This is a genomic window from Granulicella aggregans (assembly GCF_014203275.1).
Taxonomy (GTDB): domain Bacteria; phylum Acidobacteriota; class Terriglobia; order Terriglobales; family Acidobacteriaceae; genus Edaphobacter.
Genome location: NZ_JACHIP010000001.1, coordinates 1,105,996 through 1,130,608 on the forward strand (window position 1 = coordinate 1,105,996; position 24,613 = coordinate 1,130,608).

The 24,613-nt window shown below is 58.4% G+C and carries 23 protein-coding genes; 10 read left to right on the top strand and 13 right to left on the bottom strand.

The window, feature by feature from the left end:
• Nucleotides 1-242: 242 nt before the first annotated feature.
• Nucleotides 243-1,103 carry an inositol oxygenase family protein gene (locus HDF16_RS04705; protein WP_184213940.1) on the bottom strand — a complete coding sequence of 287 codons (861 nt, stop codon included), beginning with the start codon at nucleotides 1,101-1,103 and terminating at the stop codon, nucleotides 243-245.
• A 241-nt stretch (nucleotides 1,104-1,344) separates the two neighbouring features.
• Here HDF16_RS04705 and HDF16_RS04710 point away from each other — a divergent pair, with 241 nt between their 5' ends.
• The 7 genes from HDF16_RS04710 (at nucleotide 1,345) to HDF16_RS04740 (ending at nucleotide 8,204) form a co-directional block, all read left to right on the top strand.
• A complete protein-coding gene (locus HDF16_RS04710) occupies nucleotides 1,345-1,449 on the top strand; it encodes a translocated intimin receptor Tir (protein ID WP_184213941.1) in 105 nt (34 codons plus the stop codon).
• 46 nt (nucleotides 1,450-1,495) lie between these two features.
• Nucleotides 1,496-2,797: a GRP family sugar transporter gene (locus HDF16_RS04715; RefSeq protein WP_184213942.1), complete on the top strand. Its 1,302-nt coding sequence runs from the start codon at nucleotides 1,496-1,498 to the stop codon at nucleotides 2,795-2,797.
• 11 nt (nucleotides 2,798-2,808) lie between these two features.
• Entirely contained in the window at nucleotides 2,809-3,822 is a 1,014-nt protein-coding gene (locus HDF16_RS04720; protein ID WP_184213943.1) for a LacI family DNA-binding transcriptional regulator, read from the top strand.
• A 55-nt stretch (nucleotides 3,823-3,877) separates the two neighbouring features.
• Nucleotides 3,878-5,164 carry an MFS transporter gene (locus HDF16_RS04725; protein WP_184213944.1) on the top strand — a complete coding sequence of 429 codons (1,287 nt, stop codon included), beginning with the start codon at nucleotides 3,878-3,880 and terminating at the stop codon, nucleotides 5,162-5,164.
• A 105-nt stretch (nucleotides 5,165-5,269) separates the two neighbouring features.
• Entirely contained in the window at nucleotides 5,270-5,467 is a 198-nt protein-coding gene (locus HDF16_RS04730; RefSeq protein ID WP_184213945.1) for a hypothetical protein, read from the top strand.
• Nucleotides 5,468-5,574: 107 nt separating this feature from the next.
• Nucleotides 5,575-6,906, top strand: a complete 1,332-nt coding sequence (locus HDF16_RS04735; RefSeq protein ID WP_184213946.1) for an ArnT family glycosyltransferase — start codon at nucleotides 5,575-5,577, stop codon at nucleotides 6,904-6,906.
• Complete coding sequence (locus HDF16_RS04740) at nucleotides 6,903-8,204, top strand: glycosyltransferase family 39 protein (RefSeq protein WP_184213947.1); 1,302 nt, start codon at nucleotides 6,903-6,905, stop codon at nucleotides 8,202-8,204. The genes HDF16_RS04735 and HDF16_RS04740 overlap by 4 nt, the downstream gene beginning before the upstream one ends.
• Nucleotides 8,205-8,231: 27 nt before the next feature.
• Here the strand turns inward: HDF16_RS04740 and HDF16_RS04745 are convergent, their stop codons facing one another.
• The 9 genes from HDF16_RS04745 to HDF16_RS04785 form a co-directional block, all read right to left on the bottom strand.
• On the bottom strand, nucleotides 8,232-8,594 hold the full coding sequence (locus HDF16_RS04745) for a DUF192 domain-containing protein (protein WP_184213948.1): 363 nt from the start codon (nucleotides 8,592-8,594) through the stop codon (nucleotides 8,232-8,234).
• Between the two features lie 179 nt (nucleotides 8,595-8,773).
• Entirely contained in the window at nucleotides 8,774-9,676 is a 903-nt protein-coding gene (locus HDF16_RS04750; RefSeq protein ID WP_184213949.1) for a type II secretion system F family protein, read from the bottom strand.
• Nucleotides 9,677-9,728: 52 nt separating this feature from the next.
• Nucleotides 9,729-10,697, bottom strand: a complete 969-nt coding sequence (locus HDF16_RS04755; protein ID WP_184213950.1) for a type II secretion system F family protein — start codon at nucleotides 10,695-10,697, stop codon at nucleotides 9,729-9,731.
• Between the two features lie 14 nt (nucleotides 10,698-10,711).
• Nucleotides 10,712-12,064, bottom strand: coding sequence for a CpaF family protein (locus HDF16_RS04760; protein ID WP_184213951.1), 1,353 nt, complete (start codon nucleotides 12,062-12,064; stop codon nucleotides 10,712-10,714).
• Between the two features lie 17 nt (nucleotides 12,065-12,081).
• Nucleotides 12,082-13,329 carry an AAA family ATPase gene (locus HDF16_RS31530; RefSeq protein WP_184213952.1) on the bottom strand — a complete coding sequence of 416 codons (1,248 nt, stop codon included), beginning with the start codon at nucleotides 13,327-13,329 and terminating at the stop codon, nucleotides 12,082-12,084.
• 47 nt (nucleotides 13,330-13,376) lie between these two features.
• Nucleotides 13,377-14,828, bottom strand: a complete 1,452-nt coding sequence (locus HDF16_RS04770) for a type II and III secretion system protein family protein (protein ID WP_184213953.1) — start codon at nucleotides 14,826-14,828, stop codon at nucleotides 13,377-13,379.
• Nucleotides 14,825-15,652 carry a Flp pilus assembly protein CpaB gene (gene cpaB / locus HDF16_RS04775; RefSeq protein ID WP_184213954.1) on the bottom strand — a complete coding sequence of 276 codons (828 nt, stop codon included), beginning with the start codon at nucleotides 15,650-15,652 and terminating at the stop codon, nucleotides 14,825-14,827. The genes HDF16_RS04770 and cpaB overlap by 4 nt, the downstream gene beginning before the upstream one ends.
• Before the next feature lie 3 nt (nucleotides 15,653-15,655).
• On the bottom strand, nucleotides 15,656-16,198 hold the full coding sequence (locus HDF16_RS04780; protein WP_184213955.1) for an A24 family peptidase: 543 nt from the start codon (nucleotides 16,196-16,198) through the stop codon (nucleotides 15,656-15,658).
• A gap of 158 nt (nucleotides 16,199-16,356) precedes the next feature.
• A complete protein-coding gene (locus tag HDF16_RS04785) occupies nucleotides 16,357-16,539 on the bottom strand; it encodes a Flp family type IVb pilin (protein WP_184213956.1) in 183 nt (60 codons plus the stop codon).
• Between the two features lie 612 nt (nucleotides 16,540-17,151).
• Between HDF16_RS04785 and HDF16_RS04790 the strand changes: the two genes are divergently transcribed.
• The 3 genes from HDF16_RS04790 to HDF16_RS04800 all read left to right on the top strand — a co-directional run bounded on the left by HDF16_RS04790 (nucleotide 17,152) and on the right by HDF16_RS04800 (nucleotide 18,487).
• Nucleotides 17,152-17,448, top strand: coding sequence for an acyl carrier protein (locus tag HDF16_RS04790; RefSeq protein ID WP_221312478.1), 297 nt, complete (start codon nucleotides 17,152-17,154; stop codon nucleotides 17,446-17,448).
• Between the two features lie 202 nt (nucleotides 17,449-17,650).
• Entirely contained in the window at nucleotides 17,651-18,163 is a 513-nt protein-coding gene (locus HDF16_RS04795) for a GDSL-type esterase/lipase family protein (protein ID WP_221312479.1), read from the top strand.
• A gap of 99 nt (nucleotides 18,164-18,262) precedes the next feature.
• Nucleotides 18,263-18,487 (top strand): superinfection immunity protein, encoded by a 225-nt coding sequence (locus tag HDF16_RS04800; protein WP_184213958.1) that lies wholly within the window; start codon nucleotides 18,263-18,265, stop codon nucleotides 18,485-18,487.
• Here HDF16_RS04800 and HDF16_RS04805 read toward each other — a convergent pair.
• The 3 genes from HDF16_RS04805 to HDF16_RS04815 form a co-directional block, all read right to left on the bottom strand.
• Nucleotides 18,484-19,476, bottom strand: a complete 993-nt coding sequence (locus HDF16_RS04805) for an NAD-dependent epimerase/dehydratase family protein (protein WP_184213959.1) — start codon at nucleotides 19,474-19,476, stop codon at nucleotides 18,484-18,486. The two genes, HDF16_RS04800 and HDF16_RS04805, sit on opposite strands and share 4 nt — an antisense overlap.
• Before the next feature lie 5 nt (nucleotides 19,477-19,481).
• On the bottom strand, nucleotides 19,482-20,783 hold the full coding sequence (locus HDF16_RS04810) for an aminotransferase class I/II-fold pyridoxal phosphate-dependent enzyme (protein ID WP_184213960.1): 1,302 nt from the start codon (nucleotides 20,781-20,783) through the stop codon (nucleotides 19,482-19,484).
• A gap of 153 nt (nucleotides 20,784-20,936) precedes the next feature.
• Entirely contained in the window at nucleotides 20,937-24,302 is a 3,366-nt protein-coding gene (locus tag HDF16_RS04815; protein WP_184213961.1) for a TonB-dependent receptor, read from the bottom strand.
• Nucleotides 24,303-24,613 lie beyond the last annotated feature (311 nt).

Consider the following 24,613-nt stretch of genomic DNA (forward strand, 5'->3'; position numbering starts at 1 on the left):
CGCACAAAAGAGCGTAGGCCAGATGCACGTCTCGGTATCAGGCTCTCCATCTGGCCCAGTGCGTTGTGTAAGGGAGCAAGGACGTAGCCAAAGATGGGGCGGGAAGGATTAGTAATTGCCAATTCCGGAGACTGCGGCTCATCGCGGCCAAAAACAGCAATGCCCGATCTGTGATGAACAGATCGGGCATTGGAGTGGGAAAAACTTGTTTCGGCCCCGGCGGGATGTACTTCGCGCGTGAGCTACCAGGCCAGGGTAGGCGGCAGGAACTCGGCGAAGAGGTCGTCGTAGTAGGGTTTCAGCTCCGCCAGATTCGGCTTGGTATGTCCCTTGGAGTAGAGATCGTACTGGTTGAACTTCAGCACCCACTCCAGCATCGACCGGTCCTTGTCCGTGCAGAGATGGTCGTAAGCACCGTGCTTGTGCCACGGATAGAACGAGTGGAAGCGAAGCATGTAGAGCGACTCGTCGCGCAGGTAGGGCTTCATCACCTCAGCGATATAGCCGTCGTGTCCGAAGGACATGTGGACATTTTCGAGTCCGCAGTTCGGCTCATAGATGCCGTATTTCGTCTGATACTTGGCAATATGCCGATCTGGGTTCTTCGCGAAGTACTCGGGGAAGACAATGTCCTTCGACCAGGCGCAGCCGACCGGGAAGGTGTCGCCCACGACGCCCCACTGCGGCTCGCCGTAGAGGCAGAGACACTTGCCGAGATCGTGAATGAAACCGGTCAGGATCATCCAGCGCGGGCATTCGTCGCGGCGCATGGCTTCGGAGGTCTGGAGCAGGTGCTCGATCTGGGTGAGGTCGGTGTCCGGGTCGCTGTCGTCGACTAGCGTATTGAGGAAATCCGCCGCCCCCCAGATGGTCTTCTGTCCCTTTGCGAGCGAGAAGTACTCCGTCTCTTTACCGAGAACGTAATCGACCGTCATGTTCTCGTGGTTCTGACGATAGAACTCGGCGACGCCTGGGGTTGCGGTCGCGTCGTATACGCGGAATTCCTCTTCGCTCTTACCCTCTTTGTAGCGGCCCTCGAGAAAGTCATCCCACTCGTCGAGATCCTGCAACGGCTGGTCGGAAAGAACGGTGGCTACGCTCATAAAGGATCTCCTTGGAAAGACTCGGGCCGTCGCACGACTGGAACGAGCCCATAAAGTTACCGCTAACTTATATCAGAGACGGTTGAGGGCTGTATAGATTACTGCCATTGAATAGGGAACTTTCCCCGTACCCTTTTCCTCCCTTGACAGCTTCGACAGCTCCAATCTAGTGTCATTCGCGTAATCGGTAACGCAAAGCGAAGACACATACAGTGTTCAACGACGGGGTAAGATTTTTCCTATGAGTGGATTGCAGACGATTAAGGCCATCCTTACGGATGTGCAGTTCTGGGTCCCGGCGCTGGCGCTGGCCGCCGGTATCGCGCTGCTCCTGTGGCTGCGATAGACACGCCGTTGAAAGATAACGCAGAGCGGACGAAGTGGGAGAGTAGATGGCGGCAAGCGGTACAGCGGTGACAGGTCGTGCGATAGCTTCAGTCAGGTCGCTGCATGTGATGGGGGTGGTTTGCGGGCTGGCTGCGGGCGTCTGGCTTGGTGCCGCCGAGGCGCCCACGAAGCTGGTCAACGCGGGGTTCTCACCATTCGCGATATCGCTCTGCATGGTCGCCGGAGTGTTCACCGCTCGTTGGACATTTCCGACCCTATTGAAAGGAACGAGCTACGTCTTCGCTGATCTCACGGCTAAGAAGCACCTGATCGCCTGGGCGATTCTCGCTGGAGCGTTGTGGGCGGTCGCGAACACGCTCACCGTCTTCGCAATCCGCGATGTGGGCCTGGCGACGGCGTTCCCCTTATGGAATACGAACTCGCTGATCGGCCTCCTCTGGGGTCGGCTCTTGTTTGGCGAGTTGAAGGGCGCGGGCACAAAGAACAGCCTGAAGGTTCTCGCCGGGACCACGTGCATCGTCATTGCCGCAATCATGCTCGGCTTCAGTACGATTCAGGGCGGGGCATCGGCTGCGCCTCACGCGGCGCAAGGACTGATGGCGGCTGCCGGAGCCAGCCTGCTTTGGGGCACGATGTATGTGCCTTACCGCAAGGCATACCTGAGCGGAATGAATCCGCTCTCCTTTGTGACCGCATTCACGGTAGGAGAGCTCGGCACGATGTTCGCTCTGACCTGGACGCTGGACGGCGGAGCACACTCCTCGGCGTTCCAGTTGATGCACAGCAAACAACTGCTGTTCTGGTTGTTCCTGGGCGGCTTCGTGTGGGTCGTCGGCGACCTCTTTCAGCAGTTCGCGACGAAGTACCTAGGGATCGGACGCGGCATTCCGCTCTCGAATACGAACCAGCTATGGGGCCTCGCATGGGGAGCGCTGGTTTTCGGCGAACTTGCATCCGCGAATCGAGCACACTTGCTGCTGGTGCTGGGCGGCTCGTTCCTGATGATTTTGGGTGCACTGGCGATCAGCACCGCAGTCGCGTCGGCGCGGGAGCATACATCTCGCAACGAAGTGCTTGAGCGCGAGTGCGATCGCTACGGATTGAACTATCGCGAGGTGTTGCAGGCGCAAAGCGGCGATGAGTTTGGCAGTCGCAGCGAACGCCGCCGCTGGTGGGACTATGCGATCGTATTGGCAGCTACAGGATTATTCGTATGGCTGGCCGTCAACGCCGTGGTGCCTCCACTGGCCATGAATCTGCGCTGGGTGGCAGTGCTAACAGGCTTGCTGGCCATCGCGCTGGTGGGCGGTGGATGGGCATTGTGGCGGCAGACGCGCTTCAGCTAAGGGGAGATTGAATGGCAGCAGTAAGGCTGAAGGACATTGCCAAGGATCTTGGGGTCTCGACCGTAACCGTGTCGAAGGTCCTGCGGGGCAATCCCGAGATCGGCGAAAAGACCAGGGCGCGCGTGCTGAAGCGGGTGCGCGAGTTGAACTACCAGCCCAACATGCAGGCGCGCGGACTGGCGGGCGGGCGATCTTTCACGGCCGGCTTGGTCGTGCCGGACCTGGTGCATCCCTTCTTCGGAGAGTTTGCGAAGTCCCTGGGCGGAGCGCTTCGTGCATCCGGTCTGGGCTTGATGCTGGCATCGTCCGAAGAAGATCCCGAGATCGAAGTGCAGGAGATTCGCACACTGCTCAATCGCGGAGTAGACGTACTGCTGGTTGCCTCATGCCAGACGCTCGAGAGCGAGTCGCTCTTCTTCGGAGACGGCGCAAGGCCGCTGCTGCTGATCGACCGGAACTTCACCAAGATTGGGGCGAGCTTTGTCGGATCAGATGACGTACAAGTAGGCGAGATGGGGACGCGACACCTTATCTCTCTGGGCCGCAAACATGTGGCCCACATTGGCGGCCAGGGGATGAGTCCCGCAGTAGATCGGCAGGCGGGGTATCGCAAGGCCATGGCGGCCGCGAAGATCAAGGTACCGGCAAACTTTGTTGTCACGCGCGATCGGATCGAAGAGAGCGGCGACTCCGTTGGGTACTACGCCATGCAGGAGCTTCTATCGCAGGGAGCGCGGCCGGACGCGGTCTTTTGCTATAACGACCTCTCCGCACTTGGAGCGATGAAGGCAGCCATGCAGGCGGGGCTTCGCATCCCGGAGGACATCGCCTTTGTGGGCTGCGGCAACCTGCGCTATGCGGAGTATCTGAAGGTCCCGCTAACGTCGATCGACCATGGGACAGAACGCCTTGGAGTCGCTGCGGCAAATCTGGCGTCGCAACTTGCAGAGTCGCCGCTGTCTTTGGCTCAAACGGTGCTGCTGGAGCCCAGGCTGATGGTGCGCCGATCAAGTGTGGCCGAGTAGACAAAGCACCGCGAAGCAGAATCGGCGGCCCGTTCGCTAGAATCAAACCTTAATCATGAATGTGCAGAATTTGCAGAAGCCTCTGAATACGCCGCGGCAGGTACTCTTCGCCAGCCTGGTCGGAACGACGGTCGAATTCTTCGACTTCTACATCTACGCGACTGCTGCAGTGCTTGTCTTCCCGAAGCTCTTCTTCCCCAAGTCCGACCCCGCGTCCTCGACGCTGGCATCGCTGGCGACCTTCGGAATTGCGTTTATTGCGAGGCCTATCGGCTCAGCCGTCTTCGGTCACTTCGGCGACCGCATCGGACGCAAGAAGACGCTGGTGCTGGCTCTGTCGACCATGGGATTATCAACCTTCGCGATCGGCGTGCTGCCGTCGTATGCGGCGATCGGCATCATCGCTCCGTTGCTGCTGGCGCTTTGCCGGTTCGGGCAAGGCATCGGGCTTGGCGGCGAATGGGGCGGAGCCGTCCTGCTGGCGGTCGAGAACGCTCCGCCGAACAAACGGGCTCTCTATGGGATGTTCCCGCAGCTTGGAGCTCCTATCGGATTTCTGCTGTCGGGCGGAACATTCCTTCTGCTCTCGCGCTGGCTCACCGACGCACAGTTCTTCAGCTTTGGGTGGCGACTTCCTTTCCTGGCGAGCGCTGTGCTCGTGCTTTTGGGGCTCTACGTCCGGCTGACGATCACCGAGACGCCCGTCTTCGAGGCAGCCCAGAAGCGTGGTGAAAAGACCGGCGTGCCCATGTTCTCCGTGCTTCGCAATCATCTCCGCGAACTCTGCGCCGGCGTCCTGGTTTGCCTGGCAACCTTCGTGCTCTTTTACCTGATGACTGTCTTCGCTCTCTCATGGGGCACGACAGCGCTGCACTACCCTCGTGCAACCTTTCTCCAGATCCAGCTGTTCGGGATTCTCTTCTTCGCGGCAACGATACCGATCTCCGCCCTGCTTGCCGAGCGCGGACGCAAGCCGCTCATGATGGGCGTAACCATCGCGATCGCGCTATTCGGCTTCGCGTTCGCCCCCATGTTCTCGTCTGGCATCATTGGAGCAACCGCGATGCTGGCGCTCGGCCTGGCGCTGATGGGCATGACCTATGGCCCACTCGGAACGATCGTCTCGGAGTTGTTTCCCACTCCCGTCCGCTACACGGGAAGTTCCCTGGCGTTCAGCCTTGCCGGCATCCTTGGCGCGTCGCTCGCTCCATACGCCGCAACCTGGCTGGCAACGAATCACGGCTTGCCCTATGTCGGCTACTACCTGACAACGTCGGCGATATTGACCCTCATTGGGCTCATGCTTATCCAGGAGACGAAGGGAAGCGATCTGACGGCATAGCGCAAACGGCTCACCTGAAGGTCAATGTAGATAACCAAAACGTCACGTCCAGAAGATTCGTGTGCAAAATCTCTGCGCCGATAGAACCGTTAGAGGTTCTTAATCATGAGCGTATCGGTTGTCAGTCGAATCGCAACTCCCCACCCTTTACCCGAGCCCCGCCAAGTCGTGAAGCCGGCGGTCGTCGCGCGCCCACAACCCGCTCCCGCTCCGCCCCGCGCGCCAGTGGACACGCTAACGATCAGCGCTACGGCTGCGCCGCGAGGACCAGTTAACTCCGACAGCTCCGTCGACGGCCTCTAAGCTCATCCAGCCGGCCGAAGCCAGAAGCTGCCTTCTGGCGCGACATCCCACTTTAGTCCGATGGTTTGAGAGCCGCGCGGCTCTTAGGCTTGGAGTAAAGGACTGTCATGCACCAACTCCATGAAGACGACGCCTTCCCTGCCCTTGCAGAGGAGTCGCGCCTGAATATGGGGCCGACCGTAACAGTGCTCGGGCTGGCGCTCCTGATGCGGCTCCTGGTGATCTGGACTGTCGTCACTCGCTATCCTCCGCAGTGGCTCTTTACCCGCGGCATGGAGATGGGCCTGTTGGCAAAGTCGCTGCTTGCGGGCAACGGACTCAGTTCACCGTTCGGCGGTGTTACCGGCCCGACTGCAATCGTAGCTCCGGTCTATCCATTGTTCGTAGCGGCTGTGTTCCGAGTCTTCGGCGCATACTCTCTCGCGTCGGCTGTCATAATCCTCATGGCCCAGACGATCGTGAACCTCATCACAATCTGGCTGATCATGTATGTAGCACGCAGGCTCTTCAATCAAGCTGCTGCGACCTTGGCTGGGTTTATCTGGGCCTGCTCCCTGCCCTTGGTCTGGATGCCGACGATTCTCTGGGAGACTTCTCTCTCCTGCTGCCTGTTGGTTGGATTATTCGCGATCGTCCTGAAGTATCGCGCCATGTCCGATATCGGGCCTGGCCAGTGGATCGCGATCGGCGGCTACTGCGGTCTCTGCGCACTGGCGAATCCTGCCCTCCTGCTATCGCTTGTAGGGACGGTGTTGTGGCTGGCGTACGTGACCCGCGGCACACGGTCCTACAGGCCGCTGTTCTCGCTGTTGACCTTCGTTCTGGTCTTCGCCCCCTGGCCCATCAGAAATGCCCTTGTCTTTCACGCATTCGTCCCGCTCCGCACCACGGTGGGGCTAGAGCTGTGGATGGGTAACCGTGACGGAGCCACCGGCTTCCTCGATGAATCCGTCTTCCCCATGTTCAACCAGCAGGAGCTCGCCGATTATGTGACGCGCGGCGAGGTTGGATACTCTGCCCACAAGTCAGAGCTGGCGAAGCAATACATCGCCACGCATACAGGCGAGTTCATCACCCTGACGGCACGGCGATTTGTCCGATTTTGGAGCGGCACAGGCACGCGGAACGGCTCTCTGCTCTTTGCATTGCATGCAACATCGACAACGCTTCTCGGGCTCATGGCTCTTGGCGTCTTGGCGCGTCGTCGCTGTTATGACCTGATGGCGCTATTTGCTATCCCGATGTTGCTATTTCCAATTCCCTACGTGATCACACATGCCGAGTTTCGCTACAGACTTGTGATCGATCCGATCATGACTGTCCTGTGCGCTTATGGGGTCGTTGAACTCAGTAGGTTGGCGGTTCGCCCAAGAAAAGATTCGTTCTCTGAACCGCGACTCGCCCCGGCGAAGACTCCGATGTTGAGGTCAAGCTGGTGAAGCTCGAATCACTTGCGCCAAGCGTGCGGCAAGACAAAACCGGGCGCGTCTACTATTCGGCCATCCTCGGCCTGGCGCTGTTGCTGCGCAGCTTGATCGTGATTCCTGCGCTGAAGGGCGCCCCCCGATGGTGGTTCTTCAACCAGGCCTCAGAGTACGGCTGCCTCGCTCAGTCCCTACTTGCCGGTCATGGATACTCATCGCCGTTTTGCGGATCCACAGGGCCAAGTGCCTTTCTTGCCCCTGGGTATCCGCTGCTTGTGGCAGCGGTCTTCCATTTATTCGGAGCCTACAGTCTGCACGCCGCGGCCGCGTTGATTGGCTTGCAAATTCTCTTCGGCGTGATGGTTGTGCTGGCGGTGATGCTGATCGCAAAGCGCCTGCTGGGCAGCGCCTCGGCAAACATCGTCGGCGCTCTCTGCGCGATCAGTCCGCCCGCGGTCTGCCTGCCGATACTCTTTTGGGAGACATCGCTCTCCATGCTGCTGCTGACGGGAGTGATTCTTTTAGCGATGCGCTGCGTTGAACGGCGAGACAACCTGCCTTGGGTAGTCTTCGGTGCATACTGCGCCCTTGCGATGTTCGTTAATCCGTCTCTGCTGCTGACCTTCGCGGCAGTACTAATCTGGATGACGTGGCAGAGTGGAACTTCGCGAATGAGAGGTCCGGCACTAGCATTGTTGACCTGGTGCGTGATCTTCTCGATATGGCCCATCCGAAACGCATATCGTCTGCATGCGTTCATTCCACTGCGTACGAACCTGGGGTACGAACTTTGGCAGGGAAATCGACCGGGCTCTGATGGCACATTTACGGCTGCGCTTCATCCGAACACGAGCGATGAGGAATACGCACGCTACGCGGAGCTGGGCGAGACAGGATACATGCGCGAGAAATCCGACCTTGCGATCGCAGCGATCAAGGCTGATAAGCCTCGCTTCCTTAAATTGTCTGCGGAGCGCTTCATAAAGTTCTGGGTGAACAGCGTCGAGTCGAAATCATCCTCGTTGCTATCGCTGAACATCGCTTTTACCTCGCTGATGGGCGCTGTCGGACTGGGTCTGCTCTTCTGGCGCAAGAACTCTGCAGCCTGGCTACTGGCGCTTCCATTTGTGGTGCTACCGGCGCCGTACTATTTGACCCACGCGGACTTCCGATTCAGGCTGCTGCTCGATCCGCTGGCTATACTTCTGACGACCTATGTGTACCGGGAGCTGAGAGGCTGGCTGGGGTCGCATGCCGCGCGGGCCAAAGCCACGGCAAGCCTGGATGAAGATGGGTTCGTCGTGAGGACGTAGCGGCATTACTTCAGGAACAGGTCGAGCCTAAGAAGATGCGTCAACGACAGCAAGCTCATCGCCGAGTTCAATGCCTGCGCGCAGAATTTCGCCCGAGGTCAGCTCGATGACGCTGCTGATCTTCAGGCTGACTGACGTGATGCGATACGGCACAAGAGAGTGCCACAGCTTCACGACCCGCTTGTTGCGGTCGAGGCCAACAACGTCTATAGGAAATTTCATCCCCATCGTGTGAACACCGGAGGAAGGCGCGATCCACAACCCTCCCCCGGCATCCAGACTACTTCTGCCAAGAAGGCCCCACATCCTGGTTAGCGAGGTATCGGCAAGCTCTATCTTGTCCCCCACTGTCGTGCTGCGGGTCCGGTTCACCACACGTATCGATCGCATGAATCGGAACTCCTCAACAAAACAATTAGACGGCCTTCTGCTTTCTGCGGAAAACGATGACTGCCAGAACAACTGCAGCGAAAACACTGGCAGCAACGCGAATGAGTGTCGGTGTATCCATGGTTAGGGCCTCCTTTCCATAATCTGGTACGAAACTGTGCGGGACGATTCACCACGAACTAGTGCCCCATCGCCTTGAACCCGGTCATGATGCTCAAAATCGCGGGTGCGAGAAGTACGATGAACACGCAGGGGAAGATGCAAAGCACGAGTGGGAAGATGATCTTGATCTTCGTCTTTGCGGCTGCTTCTTCTGCGTGCTGCCTCCTCTTCATACGAATCTCTTCAGAGAACTGCGACAGCGCTTTCAAAATCGGTGTTCCAAACTTGTCGGTCTGGACGAGCATGCTGACGAAAGCCTTGAACTCCTCGATCTGCGTGCGTTCCGCGACTCCCTGCCATGCCTCCAGCCGTGGCTTGCCGGCCCGTTGCTCCAGGTTCACCTGATTCAACTCCTCGTTGATCTCGGGGTGGCTTACCGAGAGCTCCGAGCTTACCCGGATCAGCGCCTGGTCGAGCCCAAGTCCAGCGTCCACGCAGATCACGAGAAGATCGAGACAGTCCGGTATGCTGCGACGAATTACATGCCGGCGCTTACTCGTCTTCTTTGTAAGCCAAAAGTCGGGCGCCATATATCCCACAACAGCGAGAGCGAATACCCAGAAAGCAGTATTGTCGGGGATAAAACTGCCTGCAAAACATCCGAGAAGCGGGCATGCGAGTTGGACGGCGAAGAAAATGTCCAGCGTGCTCTTGTCGCGCAGGCCGGCCTCCAACAGTCGCTTCTTCAGCTTGACGTTCTCCGCCATTCCGAGCCTGGCGCGAAGATCCCGACCCGCCTTGAGGATGCCATCGGTGATGAGTTCCTTGCCACGGATGGTACGACGGTCCGCACGGTTGCTGGTGACCACCTCGAGGATGCGTTGCGCCTCCGGAGATGGACGCAGGACCACCGGTGCCGACAGAAGGGCAATCGCAAGGAAGATCGTGAATGTGATCGCGAGATATAAGAGAACATCCATCTAGAGAGTCCGTCCTTTCCGATTTTGGTTTGGCAGTCCGCTGGACATAGCGCTAGACCTCGATCCCATTGACGATGGCGCGAATCAGAAACCCGCCAATCGCCAGCAGCACGATTCCGACATAGAGCAATTCGCGACCGAAGGGATCGTGGAAAAGAACGTCCGAGTAGCCTGGATTGACCATGTTGATCAAAACCAGCATGACGACAGGAAGCGCGCATAGGATCCATCCGGTCATGCGACCCTGCGCCGTGTGGGTGCGGATCTCGCCCTGGATGCGGAGGCGTTCCCGGATTACCTTGACGGTCCGATCGAGGATCTCGGCCAGGTTTCCGCCCGTATCCTTCTGTACAAGGATCGCTGTCGCCAGCACGCGCATGTCCTGCGAAGGGATGCGTTCGAGAAGCTCCATCAATGCGTCGCGAATGGGGAGGCCGAAGTTCTGCTTGCGGAAGACCTCTGCAAACTCGGGACCGACGGGCGCAACGGCGTGTTCCGCAACGATGCTGATCGCGGCGATCATGGAGTGACCCGCACGAAGCGAGCGGGCGATCATGTCGATGGAGTCGGGAAGATGCTGATTGAAGGCGGCGATCTTCCGCTTGCGCTTGATCTCGAGAACAAGGAACGGAGAGTACGCTGCAATCCCCGCAGCGAGGAGCGCTACAACCAGCATAGGAATAAAGAGGTAGGTGAAGAAGCACGCGGCCAACGCCAGGCCGAAGCTGGTGACCACCATGGTTCCGAAGTTACTCTTGCTGTCCGATTGCAGGAGGAGAAGCCGGAGGCGCTCCGTGAAGGCGAAGTTCTCGAACATATCCTCAAGCCAACCGAAGTTACCTTCAGCGAGAGGCTTGAGAAGTCCTTCGCCGCCAGCCGATATCGACCCATCGTAAGACGTACGACGGATCGCGGCCAGGCGATTTGTAAAAGCCTTCTGCTCAGCGGTCGGAGCAGCGAAGACCGCCATGATCACGAAGATCATGATGAGCATGAACAGAAAGGCTGAGAGAAGGAGCATAGGAAGACTCGCTTTCAGATTTCGACAGAGTGGTCGAGAAGTCCTGGGGGCAGTGGCATACCCGCGGCGATCAACTTCTCAGCAAACTTTGGAACAACGCCAGTGGCAAAGAACCTTCCCTTTACCTTTCCTTCTTTGGTAAGCCCCTTCTTCTCGAACAGGAAGATGTCCTGCATGCTGACGACATCGCTGAATGCACCGGTGAGCTCGGTAATGTGGGTGATACGACGGCTACCATCGCTCTGCCGGGCAACCTGGACGATGATGTGGACGGCTGCCGCGATCTGCGCACGCACGGCCTTTTCAGCGAGACGGACTTCGCTCATCATGGCCATGGTCTCGAGGCGGGCCAGGGCGTCTCGCGGAGTGTTGGAGTGGATGGTCGTAATCGAGCCATCGTGACCGGTGTTCATGGCCTGAAGCATATCGAGCGTCTCTTCGCCACGGACTTCGCCGAGGACGATGCGATCGGGACGCATACGGAGCGCGTTGATGACCAACTCGCGCTGACGAATCGCGCCCTTGCCTTCTACGTTGGGCGGACGCGTCTCAAGCCGAACGACATGTTCCTGCTTCATCTGCAGTTCGGCTGAATCTTCGATGGTGACGATGCGCTCGTTCGGCGAGATGAATCCGGAGAGAACATTGAGCAGCGTCGTCTTACCGGAGCCCGTACCTCCGGAGATGATGATGTTCAGCCTGGCCTTGACCGCTCCCTTGAGGGCTTCTAGCATCTGCTGTGTCAGCATGAGGTTGCGGACAAGATCTTCAGCCTGCAGCGGCGTACTGCCGAAGCGACGAATGGAGAGAATAGGGCCATCCACGGCGAGTGGCGGGATGATGACGTTAATACGCGATCCATCTTTGAGGCGGGCGTCGCACATCGGAGAAGATTCATCGACGCGCCGGCCGACGGCGGAGACGACCTTATCGATGATGTGGAGGAGATGACGATTGTCCTTGAAAGTGACGTTCGTCTTCTCCAACATGCCGCGCCGTTCAATGTAAACGGCGTTATAGGTATTGACGAGAATATCGCTGATAGTCGGATCGTTGAGCAAAGGCTCAAGCGGTCCCAGGCCGAAGACCTCATCGAGAACTTCCTGCGCGAGGCGGTCGCGCTCGACGGCGCTAAGCGGAACTCCCTGCTCTCCAAGAATCTGCTGAATTAGGACAAAGATCTGTTGCTGACCGGCGCGTGTCTGCTGGATCTCGTCGAGGCGCTCCAGGTCAAGCCGCTGAATCAGAACCGTGTGAACCGCCGACTTCAACTGCTGCTGAACGTTCTCAGGAACGCCGCGCGAGCCGCGCATCGGGGATGCCTGTGTGCGCTGTCCTTGTCCGGGAATAACTGCTAAGTCTGCCATTGAAAAATTGCCTCAGTTTACGAACTGGGTTGCTTGGTGAGGAAGCCAAAGAACGATTTGCTCTTTTGCTCGGCTGGCGCGGCGACAGTTGCTGCTCCGGTCAGCGACGCAACCCAGTTGATGAGCTGGAGCGAGAACTCAGACTTCCTGTTAGGTGCGATTGGCTCTCCCAGGTTCACCGATCGGACAAGTTCGGTATAGCTATTGGGAAGCTTGATGGCGATTGGAAGCCGGATCGCCTTCTCGATCTGCTCCACCCTGACGGCATAACGTGAAGAGAAGCGGTTGATCACGACGTGCATCTTCTCCGTGGTGCTGTCCATGCGGCCGAGGTTGTCTACGTAGCGCGACAGATCGCGGATCGCTCCGATCTCCGGCGTAGCGACGAGGTAGATCTCGTCGGACGACTCGAGAACCGCAAGATCGGCTTCCTGCAAGGTGTTGGAGCAGTCCACAACGATGTATTCATACTCGGTGCGGAGGAACTCGATGAGCCGGGTAACCGACTCTGAATCAAGCATGCGGCTTCCACCGCAGACGTCGGGAGAAGACAGAACTTCCAGTCCACTCGGATGGCGAGCGGTGAATCCATGGAGGAGCTCGCTGTCCAGACGCGTGACGTTTCTGACAAGTTCGTGGAAGTTGTACTGCGTGCCGTCGACGCCCAGGTAGACGCAGATGTGGCCGAGCTCGGGACGGTTGTCGATCAGCAGCGTCTTCTTCTGATGGCACTGTACGAGATAGAGCGCGAGGTGCACAGCAAGAGTGGTCGTTCCTACTCCACCCTTGGCGCCGAAGAATGAGAGCACCTTGCCGGAAGTCATGGTGCGCAGTGGCGTCGACTTGCGCTGGTGAGTGAGCCGTTCGAAGAGGTCGATCGCGTCGTCTTCAGAGAAGGACCTGGCGAGGAATTCCGTGCACCCGTTGCGCATGGCAAGGAGCATTGTCTCCGTATCCTGGTCTTTGGACAAGGCAACAATGGTGATCTTGCCCCCGAAGACCTGCTGTAGATAGAGGGTCGATTCGATGGCGCGTTCGGCGTCCTGGTCGTAGTCGACGATAGCGATGCAGACCTCGGACATCTTCAACTGCTGGCTGATGTTCGGGCGACGCTCATCGGAGACATAGGTCTCGAAATCTGCGGTGGTTAACGACCACGAGATCTTATCGGCGGCGTCGAGCAGCGTCTGGATGACCTGTTCGCCCGCACCGACGGTCACGATCGTTGCGGTGAGTATGCCGGTGCTGAGCCTGTTCGTGGTCACGTTGCGGATCCCCTTGTTGAGTTACTTCCTCGTGCGATTTGAATCTGTTACCTGCTGCCTGCGGGCACGTCCGCGCTCTTCGGCAGCGTCTGATCAAACTTGTCTGGAGCCAGGAACGGAATGACTGGCTTGGGCTCTGGCGGAAGAGGATCGGCTCCCTTCAGCGGGTTCACGATCTCCGGTGTAACGATCACGATCAGCTCGCCGACAGAGTGAGTGACACTCTTCGACCGGAAGAGCTGGCCAAGGATGGGCACGTTCCCGATACCCGGCGTAAGGCTGTAGAGGTCGGTCGTCCGACGATCGAGCAAGCCTGAGATAGCAAAGCTTTGACCGCTGTTCAGGGTCACCTGGGTGTCCGCTCTCCGCGTGGAGATGGCTGGGATGGTATAGCCGCTGATGGTGACAGCGTTGGTGTAGTCAAGTGCGCTCACTTCGGGAGCGACCTTGAGCTCAATCGTGCCGTCCGCGTTCACGACCGGGGTGAACTCCAGCTTCACTCCATAGGAACGGAACTGGATGGTGATGGTTGTCGCTCCCGTGGAGCTGCCTTGCACGACCGGAAAGGGAAACTCGCCGCCCGCAAGGAAGTTGGCCTTCTCTCCGCTCAGGGTCGTGATGCTCGGCTCCGCGAGTATCTGCAGCACCTGCTTGCTCTCAAGATCCTGAAGGCTCGCACCCACGTTCAGCTTGGAGCTGAAGAGCAGGAAGTTGAGGGCGTTTGCGACTGTGAGCGTGCCTGGGGCCGACGTCGTGGGTGGAGTGTAAGTCGGGCTCGTCTGGAACTGCTGTGTCGTGGTGTTCGAGATGAGGCTGCCGCCCTGGCTGAAGAAGTTAAAGGCGAACTGGTTTGCCTTGGAGCGATCGACTTCAACGACGCGAACCTTCAAGGTGACCTGCTTGACCAGGGCGCGATTGACCACGATCGAGTTCGACACGTCTTTGGCGTACATACTCGCGAGCTTGACCGCCGCCTCTGCCTTGGCATCCGTGCTGACGGTGCCGGTGAGAACAACGTGGGCTTCACGGCTGTGCACATGTACATCTTCGAGCGGGAGTGCGCGCTTGATGGATGCCTCGAGGTCCTCCACATCGACATCAGAGGAAAAGAGATACGCGCGAGTGTTGCCCGACTCGTCCCAGAGGATGACGGAGCCAATGCCGGGAGCCTTGGCCGTCACCACAATCTGGTGGGGGCTGGCGGTGTAGGAGTCGACCACCGTGGGATTGGCGACGTACACGCGCTTTACCCGCTCGGCGGTATCGAGAAACATGGTGTGGCCAACGATGACGTGAAAGGCGTCTCCAGATGTCGACCGTTCAGAGAACGCGGCGACCGAACTCGGGGTAGTCGCTGATGCCAGTTCCGTGGGCCTCGCCGGAGTTTGGGCGCGAGACTGGCCGGCTGCGGAGCAGAATGCAATGACCATCGCGAGGATAATCGCGAGCGACTTCAATATCTGTTGATAGAACCGAGGTGAGAGCGGGTGGATGTTCATTTGAAGGTCTCCACGCTCTGCTTGCCATTCGAGACCGTTTCGACGGCGTAAGCGGAGCTTGTCGGAGCACTGGGCCGGGATATGCGGGGAGCTGAATTGACCGGCGCAAGCAGGCGTGGCGCGTCGCTTCCATCCAGCTGTGAGAGCTGCATCGAGGAGCCTTTGATCTGTTCGCGATCAAGACCATTTCTCAGAACAAAGTGGACGATTCCCTGCGAGCTGGCCAGAACGACACGCTCCGCGTCCGTCGGCTTGACGAGCAGCGTCACAACGTTCACCGAGTTCGCCTTGCCTTCTGGGTCTGGCTGGAACTTCTGTCCCGCCGCGAGAATCTCGACATCCTGGAGGATCGTGGTTGTAATCGGATCGCTGTTGCTGGCGGTGTGATACGTGACGAGAACGTCGACGTGGGTCCCAGGCAGCAGGAAGCCGGCGACTCCGACGACATCGTCAGAACGGAGCGAGATGGCGCGCATTCCGTCGGGAATCTTGACGGTGAGACCGAGTCCGGTGCCTGGGGCAGACAACTGTCGCTCCAGGATTGGCTGGCCTGCCGAGAGCGGATAAAGGACTACACGGCCCTCAACTTCTTCAGGCTTGGCGAAGGCGCCGGTCAGCGGAGTCGCCTCGGGCCAATCAATGAGGTTGAGGCTGCCAGGCTTGAGCATCTCGCCCGCTTCAAGGTTGAGCGCAGCAGCAACATACTGGTGCCTGAGCGCGGCATTTCCGCGAGGCTTGGAAAACTTCTGGCTGAGCCAGTAGGTGAAGATGCCGGAGATCGCGAGAGCGATGGCAAGTGCGGTGATGAGACGTTTGGTATTCATGATTTAGCGCTGCACCCCCTGCAGGTAAAGCGTCAAGGCACATCCTGCCGTGATTGCCAGTGCATAAGGAAGGCGCAACGTAGATGCGTTGAGAACGTTGATCTCTGGATGAGGCGTGAGACCAGCGCTACGATGATGGCTTACCAGTTCAACCACGTTGAGGATGGTCTGCTTGACCCGTCCCGAGGCGAGTGCCAGGGCGGCTGCCATAATTCCACCGGCGATCGCGGTGAAGGCCAGCAGGCCGACGATGTAATGGAGACCGCAGATACATCCGACCGCAGTGATGAGCTTGACGTCGCCCGCGCCCATTCCCCCGGCCAGGTAAAAGACCAGGAAGACCAGACCGCAGATGAGACCCGCCGCCGCAGAGATGGCCATCTGACGCCAGCCACCCATTGAGAGATGGAGCAGCAACCCAAACACGATCGAAGGTCCAGTCAGCAGATTGGGTACCCGTCGGCTCTTCACATCGAAGAATGAGCCCACGAGGGCGCAGACTGAAGCCGCCGCCGGGTACACGAGTTCGCTGTCAATCCGAATCATTGGAGTTGTCTTTCCATTCGAGAGGTGACCGTAAACGTTGAGGAATGCCAGGATGTTTTCCCCGGCAGCCGAGTTCGCTCCCACGGGTTGGGTGGGAGCACATCGCGAAGGGGAGGTACCCGAACGCTCGGGCAGCCCTCCCTCAACACGCCAGATTTCTAGACATTGCTGGTGAGGGTCGTGCCGATGGTGCCGAATGCGGTGCCGATGGCGGTTGAGAGGGTCTTCATGGAAGCAACTGCGCCGAGACCAACCAGGGCCGCAACGAGAGCGTATTCGATCAGGTCCTGGCCGGACTCGTCGTTGACCAGATTCTTGAGCAGGTTCTTGAGGTTCATCATGTTATTTCTCCTGTTTTTTCCAGTCGTCGTTGAGCGGCTTCTGGCTTGGATTGAGGATAGGAAGGTTCCGTGGGGGCTACAATCACGCGAACGTGTTACCCAAAAGACGTTCGTCCGGCAATCCAATTCAAAAGAGACCGGGAGGCAGATTTCTCCAGGCTCTACTGCTCTATCGGCAAGATTTATAAGGAATTGAATAGATAGAAAAAATCTTCTTCGAGGCTCGGAGATAGAACTGGGGATGCCCTTTTCGGGGCAATTTATATGAGCATTTTCAACGAGAAAACCGCCCGGCTGGGTTGAGTAACGAACCAAGGAGTCAAGACAAGTCCATTACAAGCGGCGCTGGAGTTGTTATGCGATGAAAGCCTCCCTGCCAGCGGCCTTGAACGCCCGATCTGGCGTGTGGCGTCACATCTACAACGGAAGTAATGTTCTCCCTTCGCTGCGCCCGGGGTTACATGACGGATTGACCACGCAACTCCGCGATGGGTTGCGGAAGAGGATAAGATAGCGAGAGACCCATTCGGCCTCTGCGTCGCGCCGATCGATCCGCAATCGGATCCATGATCGGGATGCGCGAACCGCAGCGGTACGCAGCAGTGAGGAAACTTGTCCGAGACCGTTCAACCAGTGTCGTCAGCTCCGCAGGAGAGCGTCGAGCAGCGCGTTCTCCGGGTCATCGCCGTTACCCGCAGGGTTCCCGTGGAGACGATCCACGCCACCAGCACCTTCGAAGAGCTGGGAATCGACTCACTCGATCGCATCAACATCCTCTTCGAGCTCGAAGGCGAGTTTGAAATCGAGATTGACGATGAACAGGCAAAGCAGGTGACGACCCTGCAGCAGATGATCGACGGGATTACGCTACTGCTGGCAGCGAAAGCGGCAAAGGAAGCGAGCGCCTGATCTGAGGCCACCCCAGCGATGGTGTCAGGCGCGCAACCATCTCATGTCTACCTCGTACTCGACGCTAAACTGGTGAGCTATGAGAACCCCGCACAGGCTCACCGTCGCGAAGCACCCCCACCGCGATCCGAGTGCGGCCAGATTCAAGACGAGCCTCGCATGTCTCTTGTTCCTTCTGCCTTTGGCGGGATGTGGGAGCGGAGTGCATAGAACAGACGAGTTGCCTGCATCTTTCAACGACGAGACCGTCTTCCTTGGGGACTCGATCACCTGCTTCTGGAGCTTGCCGGAGCACAACGCCGGTATTCCCGGACAGACCACCTCCCAGATCGAAGCAAGATTCCAGACAGCCGTCGTCCAAAGCGGCTTGCCTAAAGTCGTCATTCTCACGGGTGCGAACGACGTCCGAGTGGCGAATCCCGACTATTCAGGAGTCTTGGCCAACATCCAGAAGATGGTCGCGCAGGGTAAGCAAGCAGGCATCGACGTGATCCTTTGCGAACTCACCCCCATCACATGCTGCGACACTCAGGTCCGGACGCTGAATGCCATGATCAAGGACTACGCTAAGTCCCGAAACCTTCTCCTGGTCGACTATTACACTCCCATGGCAGGGAAGGACTCCACGTACCTGGGGGACGGTCTCCACCCGAACGCGCTGGGATACTCCATCATGGAAGACACCCTTACGAAATCCCTTAAACCGGTCAGTTAAGGCTACGGGACAATATCTGGACGCAACCCTGAACTTCCCGCCCGTCGCTTCCGTACTAGAACTTCGGAAGCTTCCAAGAGATGGTTCAGGAGAAGACTTATGGTCACGCTCACCGTTCTGATGCTGCTCTACTTTCTGCCAACGGTGATCGCATCGCAGCGCGGTCACTCATTAGGTGGAATCCTCATGATGAATCTCTTCTTTGGCTGGACGGGCATCGGCTGGTTTGCGTTGATGCTCTGGGCGTTGCTGTCTCCGCCTCCGTTTTATTATGCCGTCCGGCCCGTCTACTACCAGCCCTATGGTGGCTGGCGCAGATACTAACGGATACCGCTCGAATGCCTGATCCAGGCGACAGAGCGTGCGATCCCCTCTTCGAGCGATACCGCAGGAGAGAAATCGAAGTCCCGCCGCGCCTTATCGATCGGGAACTCCTGGTCAACGCTGAGCAACTTAATGGCATGACGCGTAAGCAAGGGTCTGCCAGGAAGATTCAAGAGCCGGTGAAGGCCTTCAAAGAACTTTGCCAGCGAGACGGCAGTCTCTTCGCTGAGATCGATCCACGGCTCCGGATAGCCGAGGGCAGCTGCGAAGAGTCTCAGATAGTCAGCCCATGTCGCGTTGGTGGCATCGGCGATGTTGTAGGCCTGGCCCACAGTTGCGGGCAGAAGTGATGCATCAATCATGGCGCCGGCGACGTTCTGGACGTAGGTGAATCCCCCACGCGCTTCGCCGCAGTTGATAGTCGCCATGATCCGGTAGCGGAGCAGGCTTGCAACCTCGCGCGTGAAATCGGCTCCCCTGGGACCGTAGATGGTTGCCGGTCTGAGAATGGTAACCGGAAGCCCGTCGATCGCCTGGGCGTTCCTTACCGCCATCTCGCCGAGCCGCTTGGTCTGGTTATAAGGCAGACCAGCGTCCACCGTCGGGCTGGTCTCGTCGCATGGGACCGCCGGATATCCATAAACATCGGTCGTGCTGACGTGGACGAAGCGCTCGAGCCGGGGAGCTTGAAGAGCCGCAGTCAACAGATTCTCGGTGCCGGTCACATTCGCGCTGTAGAACCTCTCCCACGGTGCCCAGTCCGTGGAGCAGGCAGCACAATGAAAGATCCGGGTGACGGACTCCACGGCACGGCCAAGGCTTGCCGGGTCGGCCAGATCGCCAATGATGGGACGCACCGGAAGGTGTGAGAGATGCGTCGTGCTCGACGAAGACCGAACCAGGACGAAGACCTCCTCGCCCTGGTCGATCAGCATCTCTGCAAGATGTCCGCCGAGGAATCCGCTTGCGCCTGTTACGAGAGCGGGCATGAGATCTAGTTGTTGGGTGAGAGCTTTTGGAAGACATCGAGCACATGCCCGAGCTGGTCCTGCGTGTGTGCGGCCGTAACGCACAGGCGAAGACGCGCCGCGCCCTGGGCCACCGCCGGGAACATCACCGGCGCAGCAATGATGCCGTGATCACGCAGACGGCGCGCGAAGAGGCCGGTCGTCATCTCGTCCTTCAGAATGACAGGAATGACTGCGGTCTCCGAAAGGCCGGTGTCGTATCCAAGAGCGTTCAGGCCATCGCGAAGATAGTCAGCGTTGTGCTTGATGCGGCCCACGCGCTCTGGCTCTTCCTTGAGAACAGCGAGGCCTTCGATGATCGCAGCAACCGCCGAAGCGGCCATGGCAGCCGAGAAGATATACGGCGACGAAGCGTGCTGCAGGAAGATCGCCAGCTCACGGGAGACAGCGATGAATCCGCCGACGGAAGGAATGGACTTGGCAAGCGAGCCCGTCCACATGTCGACCTCATCAGTGGGAATGCCGAAGTGCTCGTCCGTGCCGCGGCCGGTCGCCCCGAGCACGCCCGAAGAGTGGGCCTCATCGATCAGCAGGTAGCAGCCGTATTCTTTCTTAATCGCGATCAGGTCAGCGAGGCAGCAGATGTCTCCATCCATAGAGAAGACGCCGTCGGAGACGATGACAGTGCGGTTCGCCGGAGCGCCGTTCTTGATCTCGTGGATCAGGCTCTCCGCGTCATTGTGGCGGAAGCGCTGCACCTGCACGCCAGCCATCCGGCAGGCGTCGAGCAGGCTGCGATGGCAGAGGGCATCGATAATGATGCGGTCAGAGGGGCCGAACAGGCCGGTAATCAGGCCCAGGTTCGCCATGTAACCAGAACTGAAGGTGAGCGCGGCCTCGGTGCCTTTAAAGTCCGCAAGAGCCTGCTCCATCTCGACGTGGATATCCAGGGTGCCGGTAAGCAGGCGGGCGCCGCTGGTGCTGGTTCCATAATTCTTGATCGCTTCCATCGCGGCGCGATCGATGCGCGGATGGCCGATCAGTCCCAGGTAGTCGTAGGACGACATCATCAACATCTCATGGCCGTCAGCCTGCACGCACGGACCGGCTTTGGCCTCGAGCGGCATGTGGTAGGGGTAGGCGTCTGCGTTGCATGCCATGGCCGTCGTCTCGAAGATCCTTCGAGCACGCGTGTCGAGAAGATCACTCTTCTTGAAGTTCCACTGTTTCCCCGGCGAAAAGTAGCCGCCAAACATCTGGCCAGAGGAAGACGGAAAAGCCTTCGAAGCAGTCTCAGCTTCGACGATAGTTTCGTATGAATTTGGCATGAACTTCTCTATATCGTAGACGAAAGCGGGCGGCATTGGAAGAAAAACGGCTGAATTCGCTCAGGATGCGGTTGGCCATCGACCAATTTGCCGCGGAAAGCAGAAACGGCTCCGGAGATCCGGAGCCGTTCCCTGGTTGCGTTTTACAGCCGTTTAGAAGAACAGCTTGGCGGTCAACTGCACCTGGCGGGGGCCGAACAGACCACCGGTCGTGCTGGTTGTGGCAGCGAACGGAATTGCGCTCGCTGTAAGCGGAACGATGCAGCCGTTGTTTCCGGTTGCCGGGCAAACCCCGCCGTTGTAGGCGGTGTTCGGTGCGACATAAGTGAAGAGGTTGGTTGAAACGCCAAAGATGTTCTTGTGATTAGCGACGTTGAATGCCTCGGCGAAGAGCTGCAGTTTGATGTTCTCGTGGAGGGTAAAGTCGCGTGAGATGCGGGCATCGACGTTGTGGAGACCAGGTCCGGTGAACGCATTGCGACCAGCAATCTGGTCGGGCACGCGGCCATTGGTGCCTGAGTTGAACAGCGAAAGCTCAGCACCGGTAAGACCGCCATCGGCAATCTTCGAGACCGGAGCGCTGGCCATGACGCCGGTCAACGGCTGTCCGGTCTGCGCTGTGATGCTGCCCGAGATGGTGAAACCGTTCAGAGCATAGCGAACACTCTTGTTCTCAACAAAACGGTTGACCGTAGGGGAAGCGACGATGGAGCCCACGAAGCGACCGCGCTCGTCGAGGTCCGAACGGGCGTACTCCGCGCTGCGACCGGCACGGTGGCCCCGGGCAAAAGGATCGAGCGGAGTGTCCGTTCCATTGAAGGTTCCATTCACGCCTGAGACCTGACCGCCGTCCATTGCCTTGGCCCAGGTGTAGTTGGCGAGAACTTCGATGCCATTGCTAAAGGGCTTACGAATGGTCGCGACGAACGAGTGGTAGTTGCTGTTGACATCGGAGAAGCCCGTCAGGACCGATCCCGTGTTCGTCGACAGACGGGCCGTGTAAAAGGGCAGCGAGATAAGTTGTGGCGTTCCGCCTTTTGGCAGGAAGGCGTACTGGTTCGTAACGGCGGAAGCAGGATCGACGTTGGTATCGACAAAAACCGGGAGCCGGAGACCGCGGTTACCAACGTAGGAGACTGAGAACGCCGTGTGGAAAGGCAACTCCTGCTCGACCGCAAGGTCGAACGACATGGATTCGGGGTTCTTGAAGTTCGGATCAAGACCGCGGGCTGAGATCGTTCCAAGGGCAAGGCCGGTGTTCTGAGCTGGGCTGGCGGCGCCGGTTACCTGGTTCACAGGTGCGGGCCCTGGAGGAGTGAACTCCGGAATGCCGCCCTGAGGTGCATTGGCGGCATAGGCACCTGACTGCTGGAACGTCTGGTTAGGCTGTCCCGTCGCCGCTCCGGTGGCCGGAACGTATGGTTTGTTTGGATTTGTCAGAGCGGTGACATTGAACTGCTGCTGATAGACGCCGTTCTCACGCCGCTGCGTGTAATAGGCTGAGTTCGAGTTGAGGCCGTAGAAGATTCCGTAGCCTCCGCGCACGACCGTCTTCTCATAAGGCGACCAGGAAAAGCCGACACGGGGCTGGATCATGCCTTTGAAGTTGTTGATGGTGCTGGTGTACAGCGTTGCAACTGCAGAGGTGTTGTTCGGCTTGTCGGGCTGCGGGACGAGTTGAACGTCGTAGCGAATGCCCGCGCTCAACAACAGGTTCGGTCGAATCTTGTAGCTATCCTCGACAAAACCATCGATGTCGGGATTCCAGAAATCGTCCGCGCCAACGTGGGTGATAGGGTCGTTGACCTGCGTGAACGAGTTGTAGTGGCGACCGCCGTTGACCTGGTAGACGTCCTGGATCCAGTTCGCGAAGTTGAACTCCGATGTGCCGGTCCCGTAGCTGAAGCTGCCATCGCCCTGGAAGAGGTTCTGCAACTGCTCGTGGATGAAGTTGAGATCGCCACCGGCCTTGATGGAGTGACGGCCCAATGTGATCGAGTAAATATCGGTGAACTGAATCCGATGCTCATCGGGAAAGGCACCACGCGGCAGAGCGCTGGTCTCGCCATAGGCGGCGATACCAGTGAGACTGATGGCCGGGCCGCCTGTGTTTGTCGTATCGGTCTCAAGGTCGCGGGACCACTGGAAGTGGACTACATTGGCCGAGCGTGCGTTCAGCACAGTCTCCGCGTTAGCGACGAAGAAACGCGAGTGGAAGTCCGCCGTACCGTTCTGGCTGACGCCACCGTTCGAGACGTTCGTGGCGGTATTGTAGCCATTGGGCTGATGGAAGTTCTCCCAAAGGAAGCTGGTCGAGAGGTGGGTCTTCCCGTTCAACTGGTAGTCGAGCCGGGGAAAGAAGACATCCTGTTTAACGTTACGGCCAAAGCTGCCGAGCTGCTTGGTCTGAATAAAGGTGACCGCTGCGGAGCATTCAGCTGCGGAGATATTTGGGATCACGGACGGATAAATAGAGCTTCCGCGAGTGATATAGCCGGAGGTCCGCTGATCGCAGAGGCCGGCGAGATCTCCGATGCTCTGGCCAGATACCGCGTTGTTGTAGGTGCTGGTATAGGTAATCGGCGTGACCTTGCGGAAGCCGTCGTAAGTGAAGTGGTAGAAGAGCCTATCTTTGATGATGGGACCACCGACAGAGCCGCCAAACTGGTGCTGCTCCTTGACCGGCTTGGCCTTGGTGAAGGGATCAATAGCGTTGTAGCCGGGCGTACGGTAGTACTCGTAGATGTCGCCGTGCAGAGCGTTGCCACCGGACTTCGTGATGGCATTGATGACTCCACCCGCAGCCTGACCAAACTCAGCGGAGTAGCCTGCGTTCTCCGAGGAGAACTCCTTGATGGAATCGATCGGGTAGACGTAAGGCGCACCGATAGAGCGGCCGCGGGCCTCTGAGAAGAACGCCTGATTGTTGTTCGCGCCGTCGACGATGTTCGAGTTGTAGATACCCGAGATGCCACGGAAGCTGATCAGTCCGGTGTTACCGTCGGGAACGACGTTGGGGCTGCCGAGAACGAAATTATCGAAGCGACGACCGTTCACAGGGAGGTTCGAGACGAGGGTCTCCGAGATGACCTGAGAGGCGGCAACCTTATCGGCCTCGAGCAAGGGGGCTTCGGTCGAAACTGTCACATCGGTGGAGACGCTCGCATTAGGCAGAGTGGCGTCAACGCTGACGTTTGTGCCCACTATGACGCTGACGTTCTTCTGATCCACCTTACCGAACGAGCCGCCGCCGAGGATGACCTCATAAACACCGGGCTGGAGAAATGTGGCGCTGTAATAGCCGTCTCCGTTAGTGGTGACTGTGCGCGATGCTCCCGTACCTGTGTTCGTCACAACCACCGTGGCATTGGGAACGACGGCTCCTGCTGAATCGCGAACGACGCCGGAGATGTTACCCAGGGCGGCGACCTGTGCAGAAGCTGGCAGGACCGCAGTGCACAAAAGCACCGCGGTTGAAGCGAGGGCAAGAAGCCGTTTCGAAAACCTATTGGAATTCATTGAGATTGAGGCGCTCCTGAAGCAGGCCACCGATAACAGACTCGCGGTGGGTAAATGGGAGTAAGACTTCCGCGCTAAGTGCGAGTATCGAAGCTATGACCCTTTGCTGTCCGGGTGACGTCCATACTGCGGGCGGATGAAAATGTTGTGTGATTTAAGGGTCAGGCAGGATCGCGGCTAAGTCAAGCCAATAATCTGTAACGATTCGTTGAGAAAAATGTGGTAAATCCGTGGAAATCTCCACCCTTCGATGGCTTTTGATTACTTTCCCAACCGCCCGCAATGTGCGTGAGAGAACTCGAACACTACGT

Coding starts and splice junctions, on each gene's coding strand:
- HDF16_RS04705 (WP_184213940.1), bottom strand. CDS start 1,103: ATGAGCGTAGCCACCGTTCTTTCCGACCAGCCGTTGCAGGATCTCGAC.
- HDF16_RS04710 (WP_184213941.1), top strand. CDS start 1,345: ATGAGTGGATTGCAGACGATTAAGGCCATCCTTACGGATGTGCAGTTC.
- HDF16_RS04715 (WP_184213942.1), top strand. CDS start 1,496: ATGGCGGCAAGCGGTACAGCGGTGACAGGTCGTGCGATAGCTTCAGTC.
- HDF16_RS04720 (WP_184213943.1), top strand. CDS start 2,809: ATGGCAGCAGTAAGGCTGAAGGACATTGCCAAGGATCTTGGGGTCTCG.
- HDF16_RS04725 (WP_184213944.1), top strand. CDS start 3,878: ATGAATGTGCAGAATTTGCAGAAGCCTCTGAATACGCCGCGGCAGGTA.
- HDF16_RS04730 (WP_184213945.1), top strand. CDS start 5,270: ATGAGCGTATCGGTTGTCAGTCGAATCGCAACTCCCCACCCTTTACCC.
- HDF16_RS04735 (WP_184213946.1), top strand. CDS start 5,575: ATGCACCAACTCCATGAAGACGACGCCTTCCCTGCCCTTGCAGAGGAG.
- HDF16_RS04745 (WP_184213948.1), bottom strand. CDS start 8,594: ATGCGATCGATACGTGTGGTGAACCGGACCCGCAGCACGACAGTGGGG.
- HDF16_RS04750 (WP_184213949.1), bottom strand. CDS start 9,676: ATGGATGTTCTCTTATATCTCGCGATCACATTCACGATCTTCCTTGCG.
- HDF16_RS04755 (WP_184213950.1), bottom strand. CDS start 10,697: ATGCTCCTTCTCTCAGCCTTTCTGTTCATGCTCATCATGATCTTCGTG.
- HDF16_RS04760 (WP_184213951.1), bottom strand. CDS start 12,064: ATGGCAGACTTAGCAGTTATTCCCGGACAAGGACAGCGCACACAGGCA.
- HDF16_RS04770 (WP_184213953.1), bottom strand. CDS start 14,828: ATGAACATCCACCCGCTCTCACCTCGGTTCTATCAACAGATATTGAAG.
- cpaB (WP_184213954.1), bottom strand. CDS start 15,652: ATGAATACCAAACGTCTCATCACCGCACTTGCCATCGCTCTCGCGATC.
- HDF16_RS04780 (WP_184213955.1), bottom strand. CDS start 16,198: ATGATTCGGATTGACAGCGAACTCGTGTACCCGGCGGCGGCTTCAGTC.
- HDF16_RS04785 (WP_184213956.1), bottom strand. CDS start 16,539: ATGATGAACCTCAAGAACCTGCTCAAGAATCTGGTCAACGACGAGTCC.
- HDF16_RS04800 (WP_184213958.1), top strand. CDS start 18,263: ATGGTCACGCTCACCGTTCTGATGCTGCTCTACTTTCTGCCAACGGTG.
- HDF16_RS04805 (WP_184213959.1), bottom strand. CDS start 19,476: ATGCCCGCTCTCGTAACAGGCGCAAGCGGATTCCTCGGCGGACATCTT.
- HDF16_RS04810 (WP_184213960.1), bottom strand. CDS start 20,783: ATGCCAAATTCATACGAAACTATCGTCGAAGCTGAGACTGCTTCGAAG.
- HDF16_RS04815 (WP_184213961.1), bottom strand. CDS start 24,302: ATGAATTCCAATAGGTTTTCGAAACGGCTTCTTGCCCTCGCTTCAACC.